This window comes from Streptomyces sp. BK79, from assembly GCF_044142145.1.
Taxonomy (GTDB): Bacteria; Actinomycetota; Actinomycetes; order Streptomycetales; family Streptomycetaceae; genus Streptomyces.
In genome coordinates, this window is sequence record NZ_JBHVOC010000021.1 from 86,141 (window position 1) to 109,167 (window position 23,027).

Consider the following 23,027-nt stretch of genomic DNA (forward strand, 5'->3'; position numbering starts at 1 on the left):
TCTCCCATGACCGGTGGCCGAATATCCCCGGGCAGATCATCCAGGCTGGTCAGCGACCTCCTTGGAGGATCCTCCAGGACCCAGGGTCACGAAGAGTCCCGGACCGCGGTCGGTCGCCTCGGCGAAGACCTCCTCGGCGACGGTCCACTCGTCCGGCCGCGCCTCGGCGTACGCCCGCCAGCCCCGTACGACGAGGACCAGTCCTCGGTCCGCGGCGCCCTCGGGCCAGACGGACGGGTCGGCGAGGGAGTCGGCGAGCGCGTCCCAGTTCCGCCCGAACCAGTCGGGCAGCGCCAGGTCACGGGCGCAGCGGTCCATGAGACCCGCCTTGTCCGTGACCCCGTCGAGGTCCAGCGTGACCACGAGCCGCCCCGCGGGGTCCCCGGTCGTGTGCGGCCCTTCCATGGGCGACCCCATGCGCGGCCCTCCTCACCGTCCTGATCGTCCGTCAGACCCCGTCGGGGTCGGTCCGGTTGAGCGTCGACTTCGGTGCCGAGCCGGCCGTCATCAGGTAGTCCGCGGCCGACGTGTCCGTCACCAGGCTGGTCACCAGCCCGGAGCGCAGCACCGCGTCGATGGCCGCCGCCTTGCGCTGCCCGCCCGCGATCGCGACGACCTCGGGGATACGGCGGAGCTGGTCGGCCTTGACCGTGATGCACCGCTCCCCCAGGTCCCGCCCGACCCGGCGCCCCTCGGCGTCGAAGAGGTGCGCGGACATCTCGGCGGCGACACCGAGCGAGGCGTAGTGCGCGCGCTCCTCGTCGCTGAGCATGTCGTGCACCGTCGAGATGCCCGGCTCCCAGGAGCCGATGGAGACGCAGGCGACCGTGACCTTGTCGAAGTACTCGAAGGCCCGGGCGATCCCGGTCTGGTGGCGCAGCGCCTCGGCGGTGGCCGCGTCCGGCAGCAGCATGGGCGCGTAGATGGGGTGGGCGTCGCCGCCCGACACCTGGGCGGCGCGGCGGACGGCCTCGACGGAGCCGCGCTCGGCGGTCCCGGCGTCGTACACGCCCGTCAGCTGCACCACCGTGCACGGCGGCAGCCGGTCGAGCGCCGCCGCCATATGGATCGTGGACCGGCCCCAGGCCAGGCCCAGTACATCGCCCTCGTCGACCAGCTCGCCGAGCAGGTCGGCGGCCACCTCGCCCAGGTTCTCCGGGTCGGGCGTCTCCTCGGCGTCGGCCGGGGACTCCACCACGACGGCGTGCCTGAGGCCGTAGCGGGCCCGCAGGGCGTCCGAGCGCTCGGCGTCCAGCTCGGCCGGCACCCGGATCTCGATTCGTACAAGGTCCCGCTCGAGGGCGGTCTCGAGGACCCGGGCCACCTTGAAGCGGCTGACGCCGAACTCCTCCGCGATCTGGATCTTGGACTTTCCCTCGAGGTAGAAGCGGCGGGCCATGGCCGCCGCCTGGACCAGCTCAGCGGGTCCCATCCGCATGGCTGAACGGCCCGCCGACATACCCGACACGGCGATCTCCTCACTGCTGTTCACACTCTGGATACGCCGTTCATCCTTGCAGATTCGGCGCACTTGATCAGCCCTGATGGGAGCCGTTCACGTTCTGTTCCTCAGTGGTCGCACGCCCAGGACGCCTTGGCGGTCGCCGACTCGGCCCGCGTGCGCAGTGCACGTACCGCCTCGGCCGGGTCGGACGCCCCGTACACGGCCGATCCCGCGACGAACACGTCGGCTCCCGCGTCGGCGCACCGCTCGATCGTCGACGCCGACACCCCGCCGTCCACCTGGAGCCACAGCTCCAGACCGTGCTTCTTGATCAGCTCACGGGTGCGCCGGATCTTCGGCAGCATGATGTCGAGGAACGCCTGCCCGCCGAAGCCCGGCTCAACCGTCATGACCAGCAGCATGTCGAGTTCCGGGAGCAGGTCCTCGTACGGCTCGATCGGCGTCGCGGGCTTGAGCGCCATGGACGCGCGGGCGCCCTTGGCGCGGATCTCCCGGGCGAGCCGCACCGGCGCGGCGGCGGCCTCGACGTGGAAGGTGACCGACCCGGCGCCGGCCTCCACGTACTGCGGGGCCCAGCGGTCGGGCGCCTCGATCATCAGGTGGCAGTCCAGCGGGGTGTCCGTCGCGCGGGCCAGGGACTCGACGACCGGCACGCCGAGCGTGAGGTTCGGGACGAAATGGTTGTCCATGACGTCGACGTGAAGCCAGTCGGCTCCCTCGACCGCCTCGGCCTCGTCCGCGAGGCGGGCGAAGTCGGCGGACAGGATGCTGGGGTTGATCTGCGCGGCCATGCCCCAAGACTGCCATGCCCCGTGGGGGTGAGCGGCATCGGTCCCGGGTGGACGCGGTGCTCCTCCCCCGCTCCCGCGTCCACCGCGGAGTACTTCCGGGTGCGTCAGTCGGCGCCGCACACCGGCAGGTCCTGCGGCTCGCGCAGGTCGTTCAGTTCCGCCAGCCGGTCGTCCAGTTCCTCGGGGGCGGCGAGATGGCGCAGGACCGCCTGGTGGAAGGCGTCCCGGGTGGTACGGGGCATCGCGTCGGAGGCGTCCCAGCAGCGGGCCCGGCCGGGCTCGCGCAGGACGGCGCCGATCTCGCGTTCGGTCGCGTTCCGTTCTTCGTCCGCCGTCGCCGCCCGGTTCGCCGAGTACTCCGGCAGCGCGGTGCCGGGGTCGGCCAGGTAGCGGATCAGCTGCTCGGCCTGCGGGGTCGGGTTCACCAGGGCCGCGAGGTCGCCGGAGACCTCCCAGGTACCGGCGTCCGGCCCGGCTTCGGGGACGACCTCGGAGAAGTGGACGTAGTCGCCGCCCTCCGGGCCCCAGTGTCCGGCGCGGAACGATCCCAGGTGCTCCAGGCGGTCCGGCGCGCAGTCCGCGTCGAACGCGGTGGTCAGCGCCTTTCCGGCCCGGGCGCCGGTGCCCGCGCCGACCATGTCGGCCCAGGTCGTCCAGGCCTTGCGCACGGCGGCGTCGGTCCACGGCAGCCGGCCGTTGGCCCACGCCTCGTACACCCGCGGTCCCGCCTGCTGGAGCAGGATGTCCTCCACCCAGTCGGTGCCGGGCCAGCCGGAGGTCGCGCCGGACTCCATGCCGAGGCACCACCGGCCGTCGGGGACCGCCCCTGGGCCCGTGGGCGGTCGTCCGGCGTACCAGACCATGCTCTTCAGACCGGTCTTCACCGGCAGCCAGTAGGTGTGGGTGCCCTGCCCCGGCACGGTCACCTCGGGCGCCCAGAAGCGGTCGTAGTGCCGGGTGTCGAACAGGCCGTCCAGCGGATGGAGCCGCTCCTCGACGGCGTAGGCGAGCAGTTCCCCGGGCCCGGGCAGCACGACCACGTCGGGCGGGTTGCCGGCCGCCATGTCGGCGGCCAGCACCTGGCTGAGCGCGGAGCTGCCCTGGTAGACGACGTCGATCCGGTACTTCTCCTCGAACGGTTCGACGACCTGCCGCTCGAACTGCTCGCGCTCCGCTCCGCTCCAGTTGGCGAGCAGGGTGACGGAGCCCTCCCAGTCGCGCGCCCAGCGCACGCCGGCGAGCACGCCGGCGCCGAGCAGGACCAGACAGAGACCGAGGACGGCGAGGGTGCGGGCCCCGGGGCGGCTCATCGCGGCCCCCGGAACCGGTACTCGGCGATCCGCGGCCACAGTCCCCACACCGTCAACGCCACCACCACGGCTCCTCCCAGCAGCACCCAGTCGGACAGCGAGGCCCAGAACCCGGCGTCCGCGAGCGCGTGCTGCACCTCGTCGGCCACGTCGGGGATGGTGTCCGGGTCCTCGCGCGGCACCCGTACGTCGGCGAGGGAACCGGTCATCGCGCGGTGCGCCGAGAACGTGTACCAGGCCAGTACCGGCACGCCGAGCGCGCACACCGCGGTGGCCGCCAGCAGCCGCAGGTGCACGGGCCGCCGGAAGCGGCGCCGCAGGAACCGCTGGGTCTCCAGCAGCGCCCCGCACAGGGCCGCGTACAGCACCGCGACCGTGCCCCAGCCGAGCCACAGCTGCCAGGGGAAGGCGGCCTGCCGTCCGGCCTCCCGCAGCTGTTCGGCGCGCAGGGCCTCCAGGCGGCTCATGATGTCGCCGTCCGTGCCCGGTTCGGCCTCCAGTCCGAGGACCTTCTCGGCGTAGTGGAGGTAGGCGGCGCGCAGCGGTGAGCCGTCCGGCTCGCGGCCCCGGCGGTCCACCCAGGCCGAGTAGACGGCGATCAGCCCGGTGACGGTCTGGAGGTCGTGGCGCCCCGCCAGCCCGGTGACGTTCTCGGACGCGGCCAGGGCGAGGCTCTGCTGGGCGACCGAGACCCGGGTGTGGAACTCGCCGCTGATGTCGCCCTCGGGGCCGCTGTCCTCGACCACCTGGTGCGCGTCGCGCATCGCACTCCGCGCGGTGTCGACGGCGAGGATGCCGGGCGCGCTCGCGGTGGACAGGGGCACGGTGTCGTCGTGCACGCCCCGGTAGGCGAGGAACAGCACCAGGGTGGCGGCGGTCCCGAGGGCCAGCAGCAGCCTGAGTCTCCGGGCCAGGTCCCGGCCGGTCGTGCTCACCGCCGCTCCTCGAAGCGGTGGCCGCAGGACGGGCAGAAGCGGGCGCCCACCGGCGCGCTGCTCGAGCAGGCCGGGCAGGGCACGGTGACCCCGCCCCCCGGCTCGGCGCCCGCCGCGTCGGCGCCGCCGGTGCCGGACGCGGGGCCGTAGGTGCTGCGGCTGCTCGCGGTGATCAGGTGCTCGAAGTCGACGGCCGCCACGTCGGGACGCAGGGTGACCCGCCCCTCCCGAGCGTCGTCGACACGCACCAGCCGGGACAGCCGGGCGAGCTGCTCGTCGGCGCCCATCTCGTGGGCGAGCTGCGCGGCCCGGCCGAGCTGGTGCTCGGCGAGTTCGCGCTGTCCGCGCCGGTGGGCGTCGGTGGCGGCGGCGACGGCCTCGCCGAGCCGCTGGTGCCGCTCGAAGTGGTCGACCTGGGCGTCGGTGTGCTGGGACAGGGCCGGGTTGTCGGTCCAGTGCACCAGGCAGGGCTGCGGCGGCGGCAGCCGCACCTCGCCGCCGGGTACGTCGAGGGTGACCACGGCCAGCTGGAGGTCCTCCCGGTGCGGGCGGCCTGAGGGGTCCGCGGACAGGCACAGCTGGTAGCGGCGGGTCTCGTCGCCCCAGGCCCGGGTGACGAACCGGCCGGTGCCCTCCTCGGCGGTCAGCTCGGCCTCGGTGGGGAAGACCTGCTTGAGATAGCGCACGGCGGCCCCGGGCATCGCGGTGACCGAGAGCGCCAGTTCGGGAACGGTCTTGGTGAGGAGCCGGTTCACCAGCTGCTCGTACTCCGCAGGCAGGTCCCCCTCCTCGCGCACCGAGGAGGCGCTGCCGTGCAGCCGGCGGGTGATCCGCAGCAGTTCCTGGCCGTCCCAGCCGTCGCCGATGCCCCAGGCGTCACAGACGAACCGGCCCGCGCACTCCTCCAGGACCTGGGCGAGCGGCATCTCCTCGTCGTGCTGGTTCTTGCCGTCGGTGAGCAGCAGAACGTGTCCGATGGGCGCGTCCTGTTCCGTCAGCAGGCGCCTGCCCAGGTCGAGCCAGGCGCCGATGCAGGTGCCGCCGCCCGCGACCAGCCCGTGCACGGCCCGTTCCGCCCGTGCCCGGGTACGGGCGGAGGCCCGGACCATGCGCGGGGTGTCCGGGTACGCCATGGCCGCGTGCTCGTTCCCCCGGACCACCGCGAACGGGGTGCCGTCGGGCAGTTTCCGGATCGCCGCGACCGCCGCCTGCTGGGCGGCGTGCAGCTTCTCTACCGGCCAGGTCATCGAGCTGGAGCAGTCCACCGCGAGGACCTGCGCCAGCACCGGGCCGTCCGGGCGGCCGGCGCCCCCGGTGCCGTCCACGGTCACGCTGAGGATGGCGTGCATCCGCGGGTCCGCCGTCCCGGTGGACAGGTACTTCCACTGGCTGATCTCCAGCCCGGCGGTGATCCGCCCGGCCGCCTCGCCCGCCCGGGGCGTTCCCGTCTCCACGCTGTCCGTGCCCCCCTCGGCCTCGTCGTCACTCCCCGGGACCCGTCCGCCAGGCCCCCGGCACCGCCGCACACTCACGCCGTACGCCGCCACCCCCGCAGCACCTCGCGCAGCCCGGCCGGAGCCGGGAGCACCGCGTACGCCCGGTCCAGCAGGTCGCCGCGCTCGCCGGCGCTGCCCGCCTGGTCGGCGAGCCGCCTCAGCGACCGGGAGAGCAGCCGGCGCAGTGTCTCCTCGCTGTCCCGCGGTCCGAACAGCTCCCCCGCGGGGAAGCCGCTCCCCCAGCCGTCCGGCGGGCGGCAGGCGAGCGCCTGCTCCCGCAGTTCCGTCACCAGCCGGTCCCAGGCCCCGCTGCCGTCCAGGTGGAGCCCGGCCAGCCGGCCGGCGGCCTCGCGCAGGTCGGCGGCGCGGGGCGCGCCCCCGCCGGGCAGCCGCCCCGCCAGCACCCGCACCGCGGCGACGCGCGCCGCGTCGTAGTGCCGGGAGGTGGTCGGCACCTCGTCCAGCACGGCGACGGCCTGCCGGCGGCCGTCGCGGCGCAGCCGGATGCGGGCCAGTCCGAAGGCGGCGCTGCCCTGGGTGGGGTCGCGCCGCCGGACGGCCTCGTAGTACTCCTCGGCCCGCAGCTCGCGGTCCTGTGCCTGATCGGCCCGCTGCTGCCCGGCACGCCCCGGCGCCGGCCCGGCCTCCCGCCCGGCGCGCTCCCGTGCGGCGGCCTCGCGCGCGGCGGGCCCCTGTACGTCCGGCCCCCGTACGTCCGGCTCGCGTACGGCGGGTGCGCGCAGCCGCTCGGCCAGGTACTCGGCGCAGTACCCGAGGGCCAGTTTCGGCGCCGCCTCCCCGGGCAGCGCGGCGTAGGTGGCGGCGAACTCGTCCTCCGCCTGCTCCACCGCGCCGCGCACCAGACGCACCAGGCCCTGGTGCCAGAGGATCCGCCAGTCGTAGTCACCGCTCCACCCCTTGGCCCGGGCCACCCACGCCTCGCCCCGTGCGGCGTCCCCGGCGTCCAGGTAGGCGCGGCACAGCCACAGCGCGGTCTCCACGGTGCGCAGCGCCGGGTCGGCCTGGGCCCGCTCGGCGATGCGGTCGGGGGTGTCGGCGGCCAGCCCGCCGAGCAGTACGGCCGCCTCGTCGGAGGCGTCGGGGAGGGGGACCGGCAGCGCACGGGCCACCGCCCGCGGGTCCGGGGCCCCGGCGGGCAGCTCCGGCGCCTCGGTGCCGAAGCGCCGCGCCCACCGCTCTAGCCCCGGGACCGTGCCGAGGGCGGCGCCGAAGACCGCCGCGGTCGGCTCGAACCGGGTGGAGCGCTCCGGGTACGGCTCGTGCCCGCCGAGGGCCTGGTGCTCGCGCAGCACCTCCCACAGCTGGCGGGACATCTCCGCCGCGGAGTGGAACCGGGCGGCGGGCTCCGGGTGGGTGGCGCGGCGGATCAGCGCCTCGAAGGAGCGGGCGGCGAGCCCGGCGGGCGGGGACGCCCGCTCGGCGAGCACCTTCAGGGTGCGGCCGACGGTGTAGAGGTCGCTGTCGACGCCGAGGCCGCGTTCGTCGCGTTCCTTCTTGGGCGGGGCGTACCCGTGGGTGTGGACGAGCCCGGAGGTGCGGTCGTCGACCCGGCGGATCGCGCCCAGGTCTATGACCTTGATCTCGCGGCCGTAGTGGATGACGTTCTCGGGCTTCATGTCGCAGTAGAGCAGGCCCTGGTCGTGCAGGTACTCCAGGGCGCCGAGGATCTTGCAGCCGTACGTGATGACGTGCCCGAACTCGAAGCCGCCGGCACCGAACAGCCGCGTCAGCTCCTCCTCGGGGGCGAACCGGATCCAGGCGAGGGAACGGCCGCCGACGTACTCCATCACGATGTAACCGGTCGGTTCGGCGTCGCCGGGCGCCCGGTGCTGGACGTGGGTGACGATGCGGACGATGTCCCGGTGGTGGAGCGTGGTGAGCGAGCGGCGCTCCTCGACGGCCGCCCGCCGGGCCATGGCGTCCCCCGTGTTGATCAGCCCTTTGAGGACGACGTGCAGACCGGGCACCCGGGTGTCCTCGGCCAGGTAGACCCAGCCATGGCCGCCGACCGCGAGATAGCCGAGCACCTCGTAGTGGCCGCCGACCCGGTCACCGGGGCGCAGTTTCGGCCGGAACGAGTACTCCGCGCCGCACACCGGGCAGTACCCGTGGTCGGGCGCGGGACCGCCGTCGTAGGCGACCCCGATGGTGCCGGCGCAGTTGTCGACGCCGCAGCGCCGGCCGCCGGTGGGGGGCCGGGCGGTGGTGTCGGCGGTCTCGGAGGGGTCCGGGGAGGGCAGGCGGGGCAGCACCAGCAGCCCGTCGCGGTCCAGCTCGGGGCCGGGCGGCGCCGGCGGGACCGGCGCCTCGGCCAAGCCCCGCGGGGGCGGGGCCGGTGCGGCGGAACCGCCCGGGGCGGCGGCGGGCCGTGCCGGGGTGGGGCCGGGGTCGAGGGGGCGGCGCGAGCAGGTGTCACAGAAGCCGGTGACCATGATGCGGCCGCCCTGGCAGCCGGGTCTGACGCAGGCCGTCTCACTCATGCCGGGCTCCCCGGCCCGACCGTGGGGCCGTGCGGTGGTGCGGCGCCTCTCTCCACTGCCACGTCACGCCTCCCCCGCCGCATCACGTGTCTCTCCGCCGCATCACGTGTCTCCCGACCACGTCACGTCTCTCCTTCGCCCACGTCACGTCTCTCCCCGCCGTGGTCGTCCACGCGTCGCGTGTAGGCGTCCACCGCCGCTTCCGCCGCGGGCACGTCGCACGGCCTGGTCCGGAGCAGGTCGTGGGCCCGGAGGTAGAGGGCGTCCACCGCCGGGTCCTCCTCGCCCTGCGTGGCGTGCTGGTGCAGGACGTGGTAGCTGAGCAGGCGGCCGGTGAGTTCGTCGCGCCGGTCGGACAACCGGTCGAGCCGGTCGACGCTCGCCGCCAGCCGGGCGGCGACCCGGTCGGCCAGCCGCTCGTACCTCCCCGGGTCGGGGGCGTGGCCGGGGTCGCGGTCCCGCGCCCGCAGCAGGTCGGCGAGTGCGGCGTGCGCGGCCACCAGGTCCGAGTCGAGGCGCCGCGCGTCCTGCGGCACCACGGCCGCGCGGCGCTCCTGCACGGCCTTGGCGAGCGGCCCGGTGATCTCCCTCAGCCGCTCCACGAGCCGGTCGCGGCGCTCCCGCGCGGGCCGGGTCAGCAGCAGGTCCCGGGCACGGCGGTGGCAGTCGCCGGTCGCACGGAAGATCAGCAGCAGCCGGTTGCCCCCGGCGCGCAGCACCTCCAGCAGGTCCAGCAGGGCGGCCGGGTCGGCCGCCTCGTCGACGCCGACGACGACGAGGGTGAGGGTGACCTCCGCGGCGCGGATGCGGTCGAGCGGGGAGATCTCCGGGTGCTGCCACAGCCCCATGCGTGCGACGATCCGCTCGGCGATCCGGGCGGTGGTCAGCCCGCCCGCGTGCACGGCGAGGTCGTGTCCGCCGGCCGACGGGACGGTGCCGGGCGGATCGAGCGAGGCGCGGTCGACGGAGACCGCGGTCCGTAACTCCCGGTCGGCGAGGGTGATGGCGCGGCGCAGGGTGGCCCCGCGCGCGTCGTCGTCGTGCCGGACGACGCTGATCTTCACCTGGCTGCCGTCGTCGCGCAGCCAGGCGGCGAGGCGCTGGGCGAACGGCTCGTCGAGCAGGGCCTGGGCGGCGTCGTCGTCGGTGGAGCGCAGCCGGTGGTCGACGGCGCTGGGCCCCTCCGTGAGGGACCGGAGCCGGGGCAGGTGGCGGACGATGGTCTCGGCGGGACTCATGAAGGAGAACCGGTTGCCGTGCTGGTCCCGCTGACCGGTGAGCACCATGCCGATGACCTGGCCGGTCGCGTTGTCGACCACGCCGGCGCCGCTGCACCCGGGGCTGGCCAGTTCGCCCGCGCTGGCCGGGCTGAGCTGTACCTGCCCGTCGCGTCCGCAGGGGCCGACGACGGTGGCGCGGAACCAGATGCCGCCGTTGTGGTCGTACGGGAATCCGTACATCCGCACCAGGCGGCCGGGCGTGGACAGCCGGTGGAGCCGAACCGTTTCCTCGACGGGCCGGGGCCGCTCCAGCCGCAGCAGCGCCACGTCCCCGCTGGGGTCGTCGTCGCCGTCCCGCGTCTCCGGCACGTAGGCGTCACCGTCCACCCGGGCGGGGACGGCGGGCACGCTGTGGTCGGCCGCGCCGACGAACTCCGCCGTGATCCGGGGCGCCGCACGGTCCACCACGTGCGCGCAGGTGAGCACCCAGAAGGGGGTGAGCAGAATGCCCGCCCCCGCGATCTCGCCGTCCGCCCCCCGGATCCGCACCGCCCAGGTCGGCGTGCCGGTCGACGCGGCGGCCGGAACTCCCCCGCCAGCAGCCATATTCGAACTATACGGGCGTGTGCTCCTGCCGCATACTGCTGCGACGAGAGGTGAACTGGACTGTTGTGGAGGGGACTTGACGAACGAACCGGGGTTCGTGGGACTGGCCGAGGTGATCCGCCAGGTCAGGGGCGAGCTGGAGGAGGCCCGGGCCGAGGCGGCGGGCCAGGCCCTCGGCTTCGCCGTGGAGAACGTGAGTCTGACCTTCACCGTGCAGGTCCACCGCTCCGGCAGTGGCCGCGGCGGTGTCCGCATCGGCGTGGTGACGGCCGAACTCGGCGGCAGCGTCGACCACCAGACCACCCATCAGGTCCAGGTCGACCTGACACCGGAACTCGTGGGCGGGGAACGGGTGCGGGTGAGCCGGGGCTAGGAGCTGGGCCGACCCCGAGTGGGCCGCCCCCGGCTGGGCCGACCCCGGCTCCGCGGGCGGTCCGTCAGGCGGTGCGCCGGATCAGCGCCAGGTACATGGCGTCGGTCCCGTGCAGGTGCGGCCACAGCTGTACGTCGGGGCCCTCGCCCAGCTCCGGTACGCCGGGCAGCAGGGGCCGGGCGTCGAGCAGCTCGGTGCCGGGGACCTGCTTGAGGACGTCGTCGACGACCGCGCGGGTCTCCGCGAGGTGGGGCGAGCAGGTCGCGTAGCCGACGACGCCGCCCACCCGTACGGCGTCCAGGGCGCTGCGCAGCAGCCCGCGCTGGAGCGGGGCGAACCCGTCGAGGTCCTCGGGACGGCGCCGCCAGCGCGCCTCGGGGCGGCGGCGCAGGGCACCGAGCCCGGTGCACGGCACGTCGACCAGGACGCGGTCGAAGCCACCGGGGCGCCAGGCCGGCCGCGTCCCGTCGGCCGCGATCACCTGGTAGGGCCCGGGGTTGCCGTCCAGTGCCTTGGCGACCAGACCCGCCCGGTGCGGCTGCTTCTCGGACGCGAGCAGGAAGGCACCGCGCTCGGCGGCCAGGGCGCCCAGCAGCGCGGCCTTGCCGCCCGGTCCGGCGCACCCGTCCAGCCAGCGCCGGTCCGGCCCGTCGAGGGGCGCGTTCGCCAGCGCGAGGGCCACGAGCTGGCTGCCCTCGTCCTGCACACCGGCCCGGTTCTCCCGCACGGCCTCCACGGCACCGGGCTCGCCGCCCTCGCTCAGCCGCACGGCGTACGGCGACCAGCGGCCCGGTACGGCGGCCTCCTCGCCGAGCAGTTCGCCGGTCGTCGACCGTCCGGGCCGGGCGACCAGCGTGACCTCGGGCCGCTCGTTGTCGGCGGCGAGGAGTTCCTCGATGCCGGACCGGCCGCCGCCGAGCGAGTCCCACAGCGCGGAGACGACCCACCGCGGGTGCGAGTGCACGACGGCGAGGTGGTCCTCCGGGTCCTCGTCGTAGGGCGGGGCGACCCGCGCCAGCCACCCGTCCAGATCGTCGCGCGCGACCTTGCGCAGCACCGCGTTGACGAACTTCGCCCGTCCGTCGCCGAGCACGACCCGCGCCAGCTCCACGGTGGCGGACACGGCCGCGTGGCTCGGGATCCGGGTGCCGAGCAGCTGGTGGACACCGAGACCGAGCACGTCCAGCACCGGCGGGTCGACCTCCCGCAGCGGCCGGTCGACGCAGTCGGCGATGATCGCGTCGTACGTTCCCTGGCGGCGCAGCGTCCCGTACACCAGCTCGGTCGCGAGCGCCGCGTCCCGCGCGTCGAAGTCGCCCTTCTCGCGGGCCTTGCGCAGCAGCGGCGGCAGGACGAGGTTGGCGTACGCGTCCCGCTCGTCCACGGCCCTGAGCGCCTCGAAGGCGAGGATGCGGACGGGGTCCTTCTGGGGCCTGCGGTACGGCTTGCCGGGCTTACGGGGACGGCGGGGCTGATCACTCACGAAAAAGGTGCTCCGGGTGTGGGGTGAAGTGCGCTCACCAGCGTACGCCGGGCCGGTGAGCGGTGGCGCGCGGGCGCGGGTCAGCCGCCGACCGACTCGCCCTCGGCGATCCGCGCCCCGCGCGCCCAGTCCGCCGCCCGCATCGGCTTCTTGCCCTGGGCCTGCACCCACAGCAGCTCGACGGCGTGGGAGCCGGTGCCGACGTACACGTTGTTCTTGCCGGCGGCGAGCTGCCCCGGGGCGAGGTCCGTCCGGTCCGGCACGGGCACGGCCTGCACCAGCTTGAGCCGCTCACCCCGGAACGTGGTCCAGGCGCCGGGGGCCGGGGTGCAGCCGCGCACCACCCGGTCCACGCGCAGCGCCGGGGCGGCCCAGTCCACCCGGGCGTCCTCGACGGTGATCTTCGGTGCGAGGGTGACGCCGTCGGCCGGCTGCGGTACGGCCTTCAGGCTGCCGTCCTCGATGCCGTCCATGGTGGCGGCGAGCAGCCCGGCGCCGGCGAAGGCGAGCCGGGTCAGCAGGTCGCCGCTGGTGTCGGTGGGACGGACGGTCTCGGTGACCGTCCCGTAGACGGGGCCGGAGTCGAGGCCCTCCTCGATCAGGAAGGTGGAGGCGCCGGTGATCTCGTCGCCCGCCATCAGCGCGTGCTGCACGGGCGCGGCACCGCGCCAGGCGGGCAGCAGCGAGAAGTGCAGGTTGACCCAGCCGCGGGCGGGCACGTCGAGGGCGACGCGGGGCAGCAGGGCCCCGTAGGCGACGACGGGGCAGCAGTCGGGCGCGATCTCGCGCAGCCGCTCCAGGAACTCCGGGTCGCGCGGCTTGGCGGGCTTGAGCACCTCGATCCCGGCCTCCACCGCCCGCTCGGCCACCGGAGAGGCGACCAGCCGGCGCCCGCGTCCGGCCGGGGCGTCGGGCCGCGTGACGACGGCGGCCACCTCGTGGCGCCCGGAGGCGATCAGGGCGTCCAGGGCGGGCACGGCGACCTCGGGGGTACCGGCGAAGACCAGCTTCATGGGTGGGACGGGCCTCTCGGTCGGGGCGATTGGGGGCGACGCACCAGTCTACGAGCCCGGACACGACGGGATGCCGCCGATGGCGCCGCACCCCTGCGGCAGACCCGAGCCTCTCGACCGACCGGAAACGGGTGGTGCGCGGATGGGAGGGAAGCACGCCGAAGGCCGCGGGCCGAGGCGCACACCCCCGGAACCAGGCGCACGCATATGCCTCCACGCCCCCACCCCGTGACCAGCGGAGCGCCCACGCGTTGGTCAAGGAAGAGTTGACCACCGGGCCGCCCGCGCGGCCCGATTCCTTTCAACGCCGGTTCGAGAGGCTTGTTCATGGCCGACCACGCAACCCACGACGCCCAGGCTCGGGCCAGCCTGCACTTGCTGGTGCGGGACATCGAGCGGGTCCGCCGGCAGGTGGACGCACTGCGCACCCTCACCGCCCAGCTGGGCAACGTCTACCGCCCGCGCCGCTCCGGCCCGTCCACGGGCTTCGTCGTCTACGGACGGGCTCCCGCCCCGACGGTCCGTCTCGCCCAGGAACTGCGGGACAGTGTCGAGACCCTGGTCACGGCCGCCGTGGACTTCGACCGTTCGCTCGGCTTCTCGTGGGACGCCGTGGGCTCCGCGCTCGGTGTCACCAAGCAGGCCGTGCACCGTCGCTACGGCTCCCGCCGCGCCACGGCCCAGGCCGCCCCCGCCACCGAGGCCCCCGAGCACGCACCGGAGCCGACGGCCGCCCGCCCGGTCAACGTGGGCCCCGGCCTGCCCACCGTCCCCACGGTCCCCGCGGCCCGTTCCATGCCGACCCAGCCGACGGCGGGCAGTCCGGCCCTGCGCGACGACGTCCGGCCCACGTCCTTCCCCAGCCCGCGCAACGGCTGACCCGCACCGGCCGAACCACCCGACACCACCCGCAGCGCCCGGCCACGGCTGACCGCGACAGCCCGCGACAGCCCGCCGGAACCGCCGCCCGCGACACCTCACCGGCCCGCCGCGCTCCCGCTTCCCCCCGGGGGTACGGCGGGCTCCCCCGGCCCCGCTCCTCACCCGATGGCCGGCCCCGCTCCTCACCCGATGTCGGGGGGATCGATCCGCACCCACACCGCCGTGTCGCTCCCCCGCGCCGTCCGCGCCGCCTGAGCGGCCTTCAGCGCACCGGCCAGCGCCGCCCCCCGGCCCGGCGGCACCCGGATCAGTGCCCGCTCCCAGTGCTCCCCCGGCGGTGGTGCCCCCACCCGCCGCGGACGCCCCGCCGCCGTGACCGGCAGCGGCACGGGGCCCAGTACCTCGGCCTCGCCCGGCAGCTCGACCGCGCCGAGGAAGCCGGCCACCGCCTCCGCCGGCCCCGACACGGCCGCCATCCGGGAGACCGGCGGGAAGCCCAGCTCGGCCCGCTCACCCAGCTCCCGCACCGCGTGCCCCACCGGGTCCCAGCGCACCAGCGCCTGCACCGGCCGCAGGGTCGGCTCGGCGACCGCGACGACGGTGCCGCCCACGCCCTGCGGACGCACCAGGGCCGCGGCGGCCAGCCAGCGGCGCAGCGCGTCCTCACCGGCGCGCAGGTCCGGCCGCCCGAGCATCGCCCAGCCGTCGAGCAGCAGGGCCGCCGCGTAACCGCCCTCGGCGACCGGTTCGGCACCCGGGGTGCTGACGACCAGCGCGGGGGCCTCGGACACCGTGTCCAGCACATGCTCGCGCCCCGAGGTGCGCACGGGCACCGCCGGGAAGGCCCGCCCCAGCTCCTCGGCGGTGCGCCGCGCCCCCACGACCTGGGCGCGCAACCGGAAGGCCCCGCACTCGGGGCAGTGCCAGGCGCCCTCCTCGCGTCCGCACCACCCGCACCGCAGCGCCGCCCCGGACTCCTGGCCCTCCAGCGGCCCGGAGCAGTGCCGGCACCGCGCGGGCGTCCGGCAGGCGGCACACGCCATGCGGGGTACGTAACCCCGCCGGGGCACCTGCACGAGCACCGGTCCGTGCCGCAGGCCGTCCCGGACGACCTGCCAGGCGAGGGTCGGCAGCCGCGCGGCCCGGGCGGCCTCGTCCCTGGCCAGGTCCTGGTCCCCCACGGTCCGGACCAGCGGAGCGGCGGCCCGGACCTGCTCCCGGGAGGCGATCAGCGGCCGGGCCCAGCCGGTCTCCACGAGCTGGGCGGCCTCCACGGTGCAGCTCCAGCCGCCCAGCAGGAAGGCGCACCGGTCCTGGGCGGCGCGCAGCAGCAGCACCTCGCGCGCGTGCGGCTGCGGGGCGTGCGGCTCGCTGTGGCTGTCGTCGCCGTCGTCCCAGAGGGCGACCAGACCGAGGTCCCGCACCGGCGCGAACATCGCGGCGCGGGTGCCGACGACGGCCCGTACGGCGCCCCTGCGCACCGCGAGCCACTGCGCGTACCGCTTCTCGGGACCGGCGTCGGCGGTGAGCACCGCGTGCCGTCCCGCACCCAGCAGGGCGGTCAGGGCGGCGTCGACGCGGGCGACCGCCCGGCCGTCCGGCACGACGACCAGCGCGCCCCGGCCGGACGCCAGCGTCGCCGCCACGGCCCGCGCCAGTTCCTCGCTCCACTGCGGGCCGGGCAGCGCGTTCCACACCGCGCGCGGCGCGCTCCCCGAGGCGAGGGACGCCACGAACGCGGCCCCCTGCTCGTACCGCGCCCAGGTCCCCGGCTCGGGCACCGGCGGCGGGGGCAGCGGCTCAGGTGACGTCCGCTTCTCCGCGCGCGCGTTGCGCGGTGGCACCGCCAGCTGGAGCACGTCGGCGAGACTGCCCGCGTACCGGTCGGCGACCGCCCGCGCGAGCCCCAGCAGCTCCTGGTCGAGGATCCGCTCGGGCGAGACGACCTGGGCCAGCGCGGCCAGGGGCCCCGCGTAGTCGGACTCGGGGAGCCGCTCGATCAGGAAGCCGTCGATGAGCCCCCCGCCCTCGCGCCGGCCGTCCCGCACCCGGTGCCGCCCGGCGCCGAACCGGACCCGCACCCGCACCCCGGGCTGGGCGTCCGCGTCGAGTTCCTCGGGCACGGCGTAGTCGAAGTACCGGTCCAGGTGGAGTACGCCCTTGTCGACGAGGACCCGGGCGACGGGCAGCTCCTTGGCGAGCGCGGCTCCGCGCCAGGTCCGCGGCTTGGCCCGTGGTGCCTTCGCCTGGCGCACACTCTCCCGGATGAGCGCGAGCTGCTCCGGCGGCGCGTCCTGGGCGCCGCCGCCCGCCGGTTCGTTCTCGCTGCTCACGCCTGCATTCTTACCAAAGACCACTGACAAGCGACGGTGCCCGCCGTCTCACCGTTCTCCACCGGCGACGGCCCGGCTCCCTCGTCGGTCCCACGGCCACGTCGGCCGACCGCTCCGGCCGGCCGACGACGGGATGCGAACCCGCGGGGACTCACCGCCCCGAAGTTCCCGTCGCCTGCGCACCGGGAGGAGCACCGGCGTGGGCGGACGCGGACCGGCCCCGCGAGCGCGGCTCCCGCCGCGCCGGACGGCGGACGCGCCGGACGCCGGACGCGGTGAGGCCCGGCGTCCCCGTGGGAACGCCGGGCCTCACCGATGCCGTCGGGCGAGGCGTCCTACAGCCCCGCCGCCTGCCGCAGCGCGTCCACGCGGTCCGTGCGCTCCCAGGTGAAGTCGGGAAGCTCACGGCCGAAGTGGCCGTACGCCGCGGTCTGGGCGTAGATCGGGCGGAGCAGGTCGAGGTCGCGGATGATGGCGGCCGGACGGAGGTCGAAGACCTCGTCGATCGCCTTCTCGATCTTCTCCGCGTCGATCTTGGCGGTGCCGAAGGTCTCCACGAAGAGACCGACGGGCTCGGCCTTGCCGATCGCGTAGGCGACCTGGACCTCGCAGCGGGAGGCGAGGCCCGCGGCGACCACGTTCTTGGCGACCCAGCGCATGGCGTACGCGGCGGAGCGGTCGACCTTGGACGGGTCCTTGCCCGAGAAGGCGCCGCCGCCGTGGCGGGCCATGCCGCCGTAGGTGTCGATGATGATCTTGCGGCCGGTCAGTCCGGCGTCGCCCATCGGGCCGCCGATCTCGAAGCGGCCGGTCGGGTTGACCAGGAGGCGGTAGTTCTCCGTGTCGAGCTTGATGCCGTCGTCGAGCAGCGCCTTCAGCTCGGGCTCGACGACGAACTCCTTGATGTCGGGGGCGAGCAGCGACTCCAGGTCGATGTCGCTCGCGTGCTGCGAGGAGACGACGACCGTGTCGAGGCGGACGGCCTTGTCGCCGTCGTACTCGATGGTGACCTGCGTCTTGCCGTCCGGGCGCAGGTAGGGGATCGTGCCGTTCTTGCGGACCTCGGACAGGCGCTTGGACAGGCGGTGCGCGAGGAAGACCGGGAGCGGCATCAGGGTCGGCGTCTCGTCGGACGCGTAGCCGAACATCAGGCCCTGGTCACCGGCGCCCTGGCGGTCCAGCTCGTCCTCGTCGCCCTCGACGCGGTTCTCGTACGCCGTGTCGACGCCCTGCGCGATGTCCGGGGACTGGGCGCCGATCGAGACCGAGACGCCGCAGGAGGCGCCGTCGAAGCCCTTCTTCGAGGAGTCGTAGCCGATCTCCAGGATCTTGCCGCGGACCAGCGTGGCGATGTCCGCGTAGGCCTTGGTCGTCACCTCTCCGGCCACGTGCACCAGGCCGGTGGTGATCAGGGTTTCGACGGCGACCCGAGAGGTCGGGTCCTCGCGCAGGAGCGCGTCGAGAATGGTGTCGCTGATCTGGTCAGCGATCTTGTCGGGGTGACCTTCGGTCACGGACTCCGAGGTGAACAGGCGACGGGACACAACGCTCCCTGGGTTTGCAGCGGCTGCTGGCTGATCATTGGTGGACGGCACGGGGAGCTGCACCCGGCGACGTCCGAGAACAGTTTATCGGTCGCACTCCGCCGCCGACCCACCCGTCTCGGCTGTCGGAAGGGCTGTGACCTGCGGCACGGGCATTCTGCCCAGAACGGAGCGCCCTTGGCCAGGGCCGCCACGCTCGAATACGAGGGGTTCGCGAGGAGCGCGAAGCGTATGGGTCATTCAGCCGAGCCGTTCGGCCACGAGGTCCCACACGGTTTCGGCCAGCGCTTCCTTGGGGCCGTGGGCGACCGGGGTCTCACTGCCGTCGGCGCCGAGGACCACCGCCTCGTTCTCCTCGGAGCCGAAGGTCTTGCGCTCCCCCACCTCGTTCACCACGAGCAGGTCGCAGCCCTTGCGCTTGAGCTTGGCGCGTCCGTTGACGAGCACGTCGTCGGTCTCGGCGGCGAAGCCGACCACCACCTGGCCGGGGCGGGCACGGTCGGCGGAGACCTCCGCGAGGATGTCGGGGTTGCGCACCAGGGCGATCGGGGCGGGTTCCTGGTCGTCCTTCTTCTTGATCTTCCCGGTGGCGTACGTCGCCGGGCGGAAGTCCGCGACCGCGGCGGCCATGACGACGGCGTCGGCGTCCGCGGCGGCGCGCAGCACGGCCTCGCGCAGTTCGACGGCCGTGCCCACCGGCACGACGTCCACACCGGCCGGGTCCGGAAGCGACGCGTTCGCCGCGACCAGTGTGACGCGGGCGCCCCGGGCGGCGGCGGTGCGGGCGAGGGCGTAGCCCTGCTTGCCGGAGGAGCGGTTGCCGAGGAAGCGGACGGGGTCGAGGGGCTCCCGGGTGCCGCCGGCGCTGACGACGACGTGCCGTCCGGCGAGGTCCGGCTCCCGCACGCCACGGGCGAGCACGCGCCGGCAGACCTCGAAGATCTCGCCCGGGTCGGGCAGCCGCCCCTTGCCGGTGTCGACGCCGGTGAGGCGGCCGACGGCGGGCTCGATGACGACGGCGCCCCGGCGGCGCAGTGTCGCCACGTTCTCCTGGGTGGCCGGGTGCTCCCACATCTCGGTGTGCATGGCGGGGGCGAAGACGACCGGGCAGCGGGCGGTGAGCAGGGTGTTGGTGAGGAGGTCGTCGGCGAGGCCGTGGGCCGCCTTGGCGAGCATGTCGGCGGTGGCCGGGGCGACGACGACCAGGTCGGCGTGCTGGCCGATGCGCACGTGCGGGACCTGGTGGACGTCGTCCCACACCTCGGTGGACACCGGGTTGCCCGAGAGGGCGGACCAGGTGGCGGCGCCGACGAAGTGCAGGGCGGAGGCGGTGGGGACGACCCGGACCTCGTGCCCCGACTCCGTGAGCCTGCGCAGCAGCTCACACGCCTTGTACGCGGCGATGCCGCCGCTGACCCCCAGAACGACCTTGGGCTTGTCCACCGTCTCTCCCCGTTTCCTCCCGGCCGTTTCTCCCCGGCTCGGATGTCGCGTACGACCCATCACACACCACAGGCCCGGCAGTCGGGCTGCCGGGCCTGTGGAAAAGTCAGCTTCAGGCTGAAAATACTACCGCCGATAGGGTCGGCACTACTGCGCCGGGCCCTCGATGGCCTCGGAGGTCAGCAGCCCCGCGTTGATCTCGCGCAGGGCGATCGAGAGCGGCTTCTCGTGGACGTGGGTGTCGACGAGCGGACCGACGTACTCGAGGAGGCCCTCGCCGAGCTGCGAGTAGTACGCGTTGATCTGGCGGGCCCGCTTGGCCGCGTAGATCACGAGGCTGTACTTCGAGTCCGTGGCCTCGAGGAGCTCGTCGATCGGCGGGTTGATGATGCCCTCGGGCGCGGAGATGGAAGAGGACACGCTCTACCTTCCGATGGATGGGAAAGATTCAGTCAGGATGATCGCAGGGTGACCAGTGGCGATCACACGACGTTCGTCAAGGCTAGCAGCTCGCGCGCCACGTCCTCGACGGAGGTGTTCACCAGGGTCTGGTCGAACTCCGGCTCGGCCGCCAGCTCGACCTTGGCGGCGGCGAGGCGCCGCTCGATCACCTCCGGCGGCTCGGTGCCCCGGCCGGTGAGCCGGCGCACCAGCTCCTCCCAGGAGGGCGGGGCCAGGAACACCAGCTGGGCCTCCGGCATGGACTCCCGGACCTGCCGCGCGCCCTGGAGGTCGATCTCCAGGAGCACCGGCTCACCGGCCTCCAGGCGCTCCAGTACGGCCGCGCGCGGCGTGCCGTAGCGGTTGCCGGCGAACTCGGCCCACTCCAGCAGCTCGCCGTTGGCGATCAGCTTGTCCATCTCCTCGTCGGTGACGAAGAAGTAGTGGACACCGTGCTGCTCGCCGGGGCGGGGCCTGCGGGTCGTCGCCGAGACCGACAGCCATACCTCGGGATGTTCGTTGCGCATATGGGCGACGACCGTGCTCTTGCCGACCCCCGAGGGGCCGGAGAGCACGGTCAGCCGCGGACGTGCGTCCGGGGGTACGGGGGACGTCCCCCGGGGTGTTGCAGCCATGCAGCGATTATTCCAGCAAACCCGGAGTGGTCCGGACTCAGCTGCCGGTGCTGCCGAACTCACGCTCCAGGGAGGCGATCTGGTTGGAACCGAGGCCGCGCACGCGGCGGCTCTCGGAGATGCCCAGCCGCTCCATGATCTGCTTGGCGCGGACCTTGCCCACGCCCGGCAGGGACTCCAGGAGGGCGGAGACCTTCATCTTGCCGATGACGTCGTTCTCCTGGCCCTGCTTGATGACCTCGTGGAGGGAGGCGCCGGAGTGCTTGAGTCGATTCTTGACCTCGGCCCGCTCCCGGCGAGCCGCGGCGGCCTTTTCGAGCGCGGCTGCGCGCTGTTCAGGGGTAAGGGGCGGAAGAGCCACGCCTACGTCACCTCGGATGTCGAACTGTCGGATACGGACCGGTGAGGAACCTAGTCGCCCCACACCTGGGGAGCTACGAGCAACACGCTTGCCCGTTGACTCTTCCCGGAGACTAGCGCCCAAGTCCTCAAGAGTCAGCGAGAACAGCGGAAAAGTCCTGGTCAGCCTCAGTCAGGCCGGACATTTAGGACATACTGCCTCTGATTTGAGGATGTATCCAGGCTCAGGCCTCCATGACCGCGCTCCGGATCTCCGCCGCGAAGCGGTCTGCGGCCTTCCGCAGCGCGGGCACGTCCGGACCGTGACGAAGCACACCCCGGCTGACGTTCGGCACCACGTCGCGCACCGCGGCGCCGAAGACCCTCGGCAGGTCCGCCGGAGCGGCTCCCTGGGCGCCGATGCCGGGCGCCAGGAGCGGCCCGTTGATGCCCAGGTCGTACGACGACAGGTCGCCGAGGGTGGCGCCGACCACGGCGCCGAAGGAGCCGAGGGGCGCCTGACCGGCGTTCTCCGCGGCCAGGTGCGCCAGCATCGTCGCCCCGACGCTCCGCCCGTCGGCGCGGACCGCGTGCTGCACCTCGGCACCCTCCGGGTTGGAGGTCAGCGCGAGCACGAACAGACCCGCGCCGCTCTCGCGCGCCAGGTCGACGGCCGGCTTCAGCGAGCCGTAGCCGAGGTACGGCGAGACGGTCAGGGCGTCCGAGAACAGCGGCGCGCCCTCGCGCAGGAAGGACTCGGCGTACGCGGCCATGGTGGAGCCGATGTCGCCGCGCTTGGCGTCCATGACGACCAGCGCGCCCGCCGCCCGCGCCTCCTGGACGCACTTCTCCAGCACGGCGACTCCGCGCGAGCCGAACCGCTCGAAGAAGGCGCTCTGCGGCTTGAGCACGGCCACCCGGTCGGCCACGGCCTCCACGACGGTGCGGCTGAAGCGCTCCAGGCCCGCCACGTCGTCGTTCAGGCCCCACTCGGCGAGCAGGGAGGCGTGCGGGTCGATGCCGACGCACAGCGGGCCGCGCTCGTCCATCGCGCGGCGCAGGCGCGCGCCGAAGGGCTCGGTCGTACCGGTCATCGGGGCTTCCTCACATCGGCGCCGACCGCGTCGGCGAGGGTGGCGTACGGGCTCTGCCGCAGGCGCGCGGCGAGTCCCTTGTGGAGGGCGCGGGCGTAGAACGGCCCCTGGTAGATGAACGCGCTGTAGCCCTGGACCAGCGTGGCCCCGGCCAGGATGCGCTGCCAGGCGTCCTCGGCGGTCTCGATGCCGCCGACGCCCACCAGGGTGATCCGGTCGCCCACGCGCGCGTAGAGGCGGCGCAGCACCTCCAGGGAGCGCGCCTTGAGGGGCGCGCCGGACAGGCCGCCGGTCTCCCGGACGAGGACGGGCGAGGAGGTCAGGCCGAGGCCCTCGCGCGCGATGGTGGTGTTGGTGGCGATGATGCCGTCCAGGCCCAGTTCCACGGCCAGGTCGGCGACCGCGTCCACGTCCTCGTCGGCGAGGTCCGGCGCGATCTTGACCAGGAGCGGGACGCGCCGCGCGGTGACCGCTCGGTCGGCGGCCTCCCGGACGGCGGTCAGCAGCGGACGCAGGGCCTCGGTGGCCTGGAGGTTGCGCAGGCCGGGCGTGTTCGGGGAGGAGACGTTGACGACCAGGTAGTCGGCGTACGGGGCGAGCCGCTCGGCGGACTTCACGTAGTCGCCGACGGCCTCCTCCTCCGGGACGACCTTCGTCTTGCCGATGTTGACGCCGACGACGGTCCTGAAGACGGGCGTACGAGAGGCCAGGCGGGCGGCGACGGCCAGCGAGCCGTCGTTGTTGAAGCCCATGCGGTTGATCAGCGCCCGGTCGCTCACCAGGCGGAACAGCCGCTTCTTGGGGTTGCCGGGCTGCGGCTCCCCGGTGACGGTGCCGATCTCGACGTGGTCGAAGCCGAGCATCGCCATGCCGTCGATGGCGACCGCGTTCTTGTCGAAGCCGGCGGCGAGCCCGAAGGGCCCGTGCATCCGCAGCCCGAGGGCCTCGGTACGCAGCTCCTTGTGGCGCGGCGCGAGCGCGGCGGCGGCGAAGGTGCGCAGCACGGGGACGCGGACGGCGAGGCGGATCCAGCGGAAGGCCAGGTGGTGGGCCTGCTCCGGGTCCATGCGGGAGAAGAAGAGCTTGAAGAAGATCTTGTACATGTGTCCTCGTAGGGCCTCAT

20 protein-coding genes are annotated in these 23,027 nt (G+C 74.3%); 2 read left to right on the forward strand and 18 right to left on the reverse strand.

Annotated features, from left to right (window positions below; translation table 11 throughout):
- Positions 1-36: 36 nt before the first annotated feature.
- From ACFIF2_RS25100 to ACFIF2_RS25135, 8 genes are all read right to left on the reverse strand, one after another.
- Positions 37-417, reverse strand: coding sequence for a barstar family protein (locus ACFIF2_RS25100; RefSeq protein ID WP_395575495.1), 381 nt, complete (start codon positions 415-417; stop codon positions 37-39).
- A 31-nt stretch (positions 418-448) separates the two neighbouring features.
- Positions 449-1,492, reverse strand: a complete 1,044-nt coding sequence (locus ACFIF2_RS25105) for a sugar-binding transcriptional regulator (protein ID WP_395575496.1) — start codon at positions 1,490-1,492, stop codon at positions 449-451.
- A 77-nt stretch (positions 1,493-1,569) separates the two neighbouring features.
- On the reverse strand, positions 1,570-2,256 hold the full coding sequence (rpe, locus tag ACFIF2_RS25110) for a ribulose-phosphate 3-epimerase (protein ID WP_395575497.1): 687 nt from the start codon (positions 2,254-2,256) through the stop codon (positions 1,570-1,572).
- Between the two features lie 104 nt (positions 2,257-2,360).
- Positions 2,361-3,566, reverse strand: coding sequence for an extracellular solute-binding protein (locus ACFIF2_RS25115; RefSeq protein WP_395575498.1), 1,206 nt, complete (start codon positions 3,564-3,566; stop codon positions 2,361-2,363).
- Complete coding sequence (locus ACFIF2_RS25120) at positions 3,563-4,501, reverse strand: hypothetical protein (RefSeq protein ID WP_395575499.1); 939 nt, start codon at positions 4,499-4,501, stop codon at positions 3,563-3,565. Before ACFIF2_RS25120 ends, ACFIF2_RS25115 begins: the two co-directional genes overlap by 4 nt.
- Positions 4,498-5,955: a VWA domain-containing protein gene (locus ACFIF2_RS25125; protein WP_395575500.1), complete on the reverse strand. Its 1,458-nt coding sequence runs from the start codon at positions 5,953-5,955 to the stop codon at positions 4,498-4,500. Before ACFIF2_RS25125 ends, ACFIF2_RS25120 begins: the two co-directional genes overlap by 4 nt.
- 74 nt (positions 5,956-6,029) lie before the next feature.
- Positions 6,030-8,498, reverse strand: coding sequence for a tetratricopeptide repeat protein (locus ACFIF2_RS25130; RefSeq protein WP_395575501.1), 2,469 nt, complete (start codon positions 8,496-8,498; stop codon positions 6,030-6,032).
- Between the two features lie 122 nt (positions 8,499-8,620).
- Positions 8,621-10,324: a serine protease gene (locus ACFIF2_RS25135; RefSeq protein WP_395575502.1), complete on the reverse strand. Its 1,704-nt coding sequence runs from the start codon at positions 10,322-10,324 to the stop codon at positions 8,621-8,623.
- A gap of 76 nt (positions 10,325-10,400) precedes the next feature.
- Here ACFIF2_RS25135 and ACFIF2_RS25140 point away from each other — a divergent pair, with 76 nt between their 5' ends.
- A complete protein-coding gene (locus tag ACFIF2_RS25140) occupies positions 10,401-10,697 on the forward strand; it encodes a trypco2 family protein (RefSeq protein WP_395575503.1) in 297 nt (98 codons plus the stop codon).
- 64 nt (positions 10,698-10,761) lie between these two features.
- Here ACFIF2_RS25140 and ACFIF2_RS25145 read toward each other — a convergent pair whose 3' ends face one another.
- Together ACFIF2_RS25145 and fmt are read right to left on the reverse strand one after the other, a co-directional pair.
- Complete coding sequence (locus tag ACFIF2_RS25145; protein ID WP_395575504.1) at positions 10,762-12,180, reverse strand: RsmB/NOP family class I SAM-dependent RNA methyltransferase; 1,419 nt, start codon at positions 12,178-12,180, stop codon at positions 10,762-10,764.
- Between the two features lie 80 nt (positions 12,181-12,260).
- Positions 12,261-13,193, reverse strand: coding sequence for a methionyl-tRNA formyltransferase (fmt, locus tag ACFIF2_RS25150; protein WP_395575505.1), 933 nt, complete (start codon positions 13,191-13,193; stop codon positions 12,261-12,263).
- 327 nt (positions 13,194-13,520) lie between these two features.
- Here fmt and ACFIF2_RS25155 point away from each other — a divergent pair, with 327 nt between their 5' ends.
- Positions 13,521-14,072: a hypothetical protein gene (locus tag ACFIF2_RS25155; RefSeq protein ID WP_395575506.1), complete on the forward strand. Its 552-nt coding sequence runs from the start codon at positions 13,521-13,523 to the stop codon at positions 14,070-14,072.
- 185 nt (positions 14,073-14,257) lie between these two features.
- On the opposite strand, the gene ACFIF2_RS25160 is transcribed toward ACFIF2_RS25155, so the two are convergent.
- The 8 genes from ACFIF2_RS25160 to ACFIF2_RS25195 form a co-directional block, all read right to left on the reverse strand.
- A complete protein-coding gene (locus ACFIF2_RS25160) occupies positions 14,258-16,408 on the reverse strand; it encodes a primosomal protein N' (RefSeq protein WP_395575507.1) in 2,151 nt (716 codons plus the stop codon).
- Between the two features lie 335 nt (positions 16,409-16,743).
- A complete protein-coding gene (gene metK / locus ACFIF2_RS25165) occupies positions 16,744-17,952 on the reverse strand; it encodes a methionine adenosyltransferase (RefSeq protein ID WP_395575508.1) in 1,209 nt (402 codons plus the stop codon).
- 240 nt (positions 17,953-18,192) lie between these two features.
- Entirely contained in the window at positions 18,193-19,395 is a 1,203-nt protein-coding gene (gene coaBC, locus ACFIF2_RS25170; RefSeq protein ID WP_395575509.1) for a bifunctional phosphopantothenoylcysteine decarboxylase/phosphopantothenate--cysteine ligase CoaBC, read from the reverse strand.
- A gap of 147 nt (positions 19,396-19,542) precedes the next feature.
- On the reverse strand, positions 19,543-19,815 hold the full coding sequence (gene rpoZ / locus ACFIF2_RS25175; protein ID WP_003977348.1) for a DNA-directed RNA polymerase subunit omega: 273 nt from the start codon (positions 19,813-19,815) through the stop codon (positions 19,543-19,545).
- A 62-nt stretch (positions 19,816-19,877) separates the two neighbouring features.
- Positions 19,878-20,471 carry a guanylate kinase gene (gmk, locus tag ACFIF2_RS25180; RefSeq protein WP_395575510.1) on the reverse strand — a complete coding sequence of 198 codons (594 nt, stop codon included), beginning with the start codon at positions 20,469-20,471 and terminating at the stop codon, positions 19,878-19,880.
- A gap of 37 nt (positions 20,472-20,508) precedes the next feature.
- Positions 20,509-20,832 carry an integration host factor gene (locus ACFIF2_RS25185; protein WP_003977346.1) on the reverse strand — a complete coding sequence of 108 codons (324 nt, stop codon included), beginning with the start codon at positions 20,830-20,832 and terminating at the stop codon, positions 20,509-20,511.
- A 223-nt stretch (positions 20,833-21,055) separates the two neighbouring features.
- A complete protein-coding gene (pyrF, locus tag ACFIF2_RS25190) occupies positions 21,056-21,904 on the reverse strand; it encodes an orotidine-5'-phosphate decarboxylase (protein ID WP_395575511.1) in 849 nt (282 codons plus the stop codon).
- Complete coding sequence (locus ACFIF2_RS25195) at positions 21,901-23,007, reverse strand: quinone-dependent dihydroorotate dehydrogenase (RefSeq protein WP_395575512.1); 1,107 nt, start codon at positions 23,005-23,007, stop codon at positions 21,901-21,903. The genes pyrF and ACFIF2_RS25195 overlap by 4 nt, the downstream gene beginning before the upstream one ends.
- Positions 23,008-23,027 lie beyond the last annotated feature (20 nt).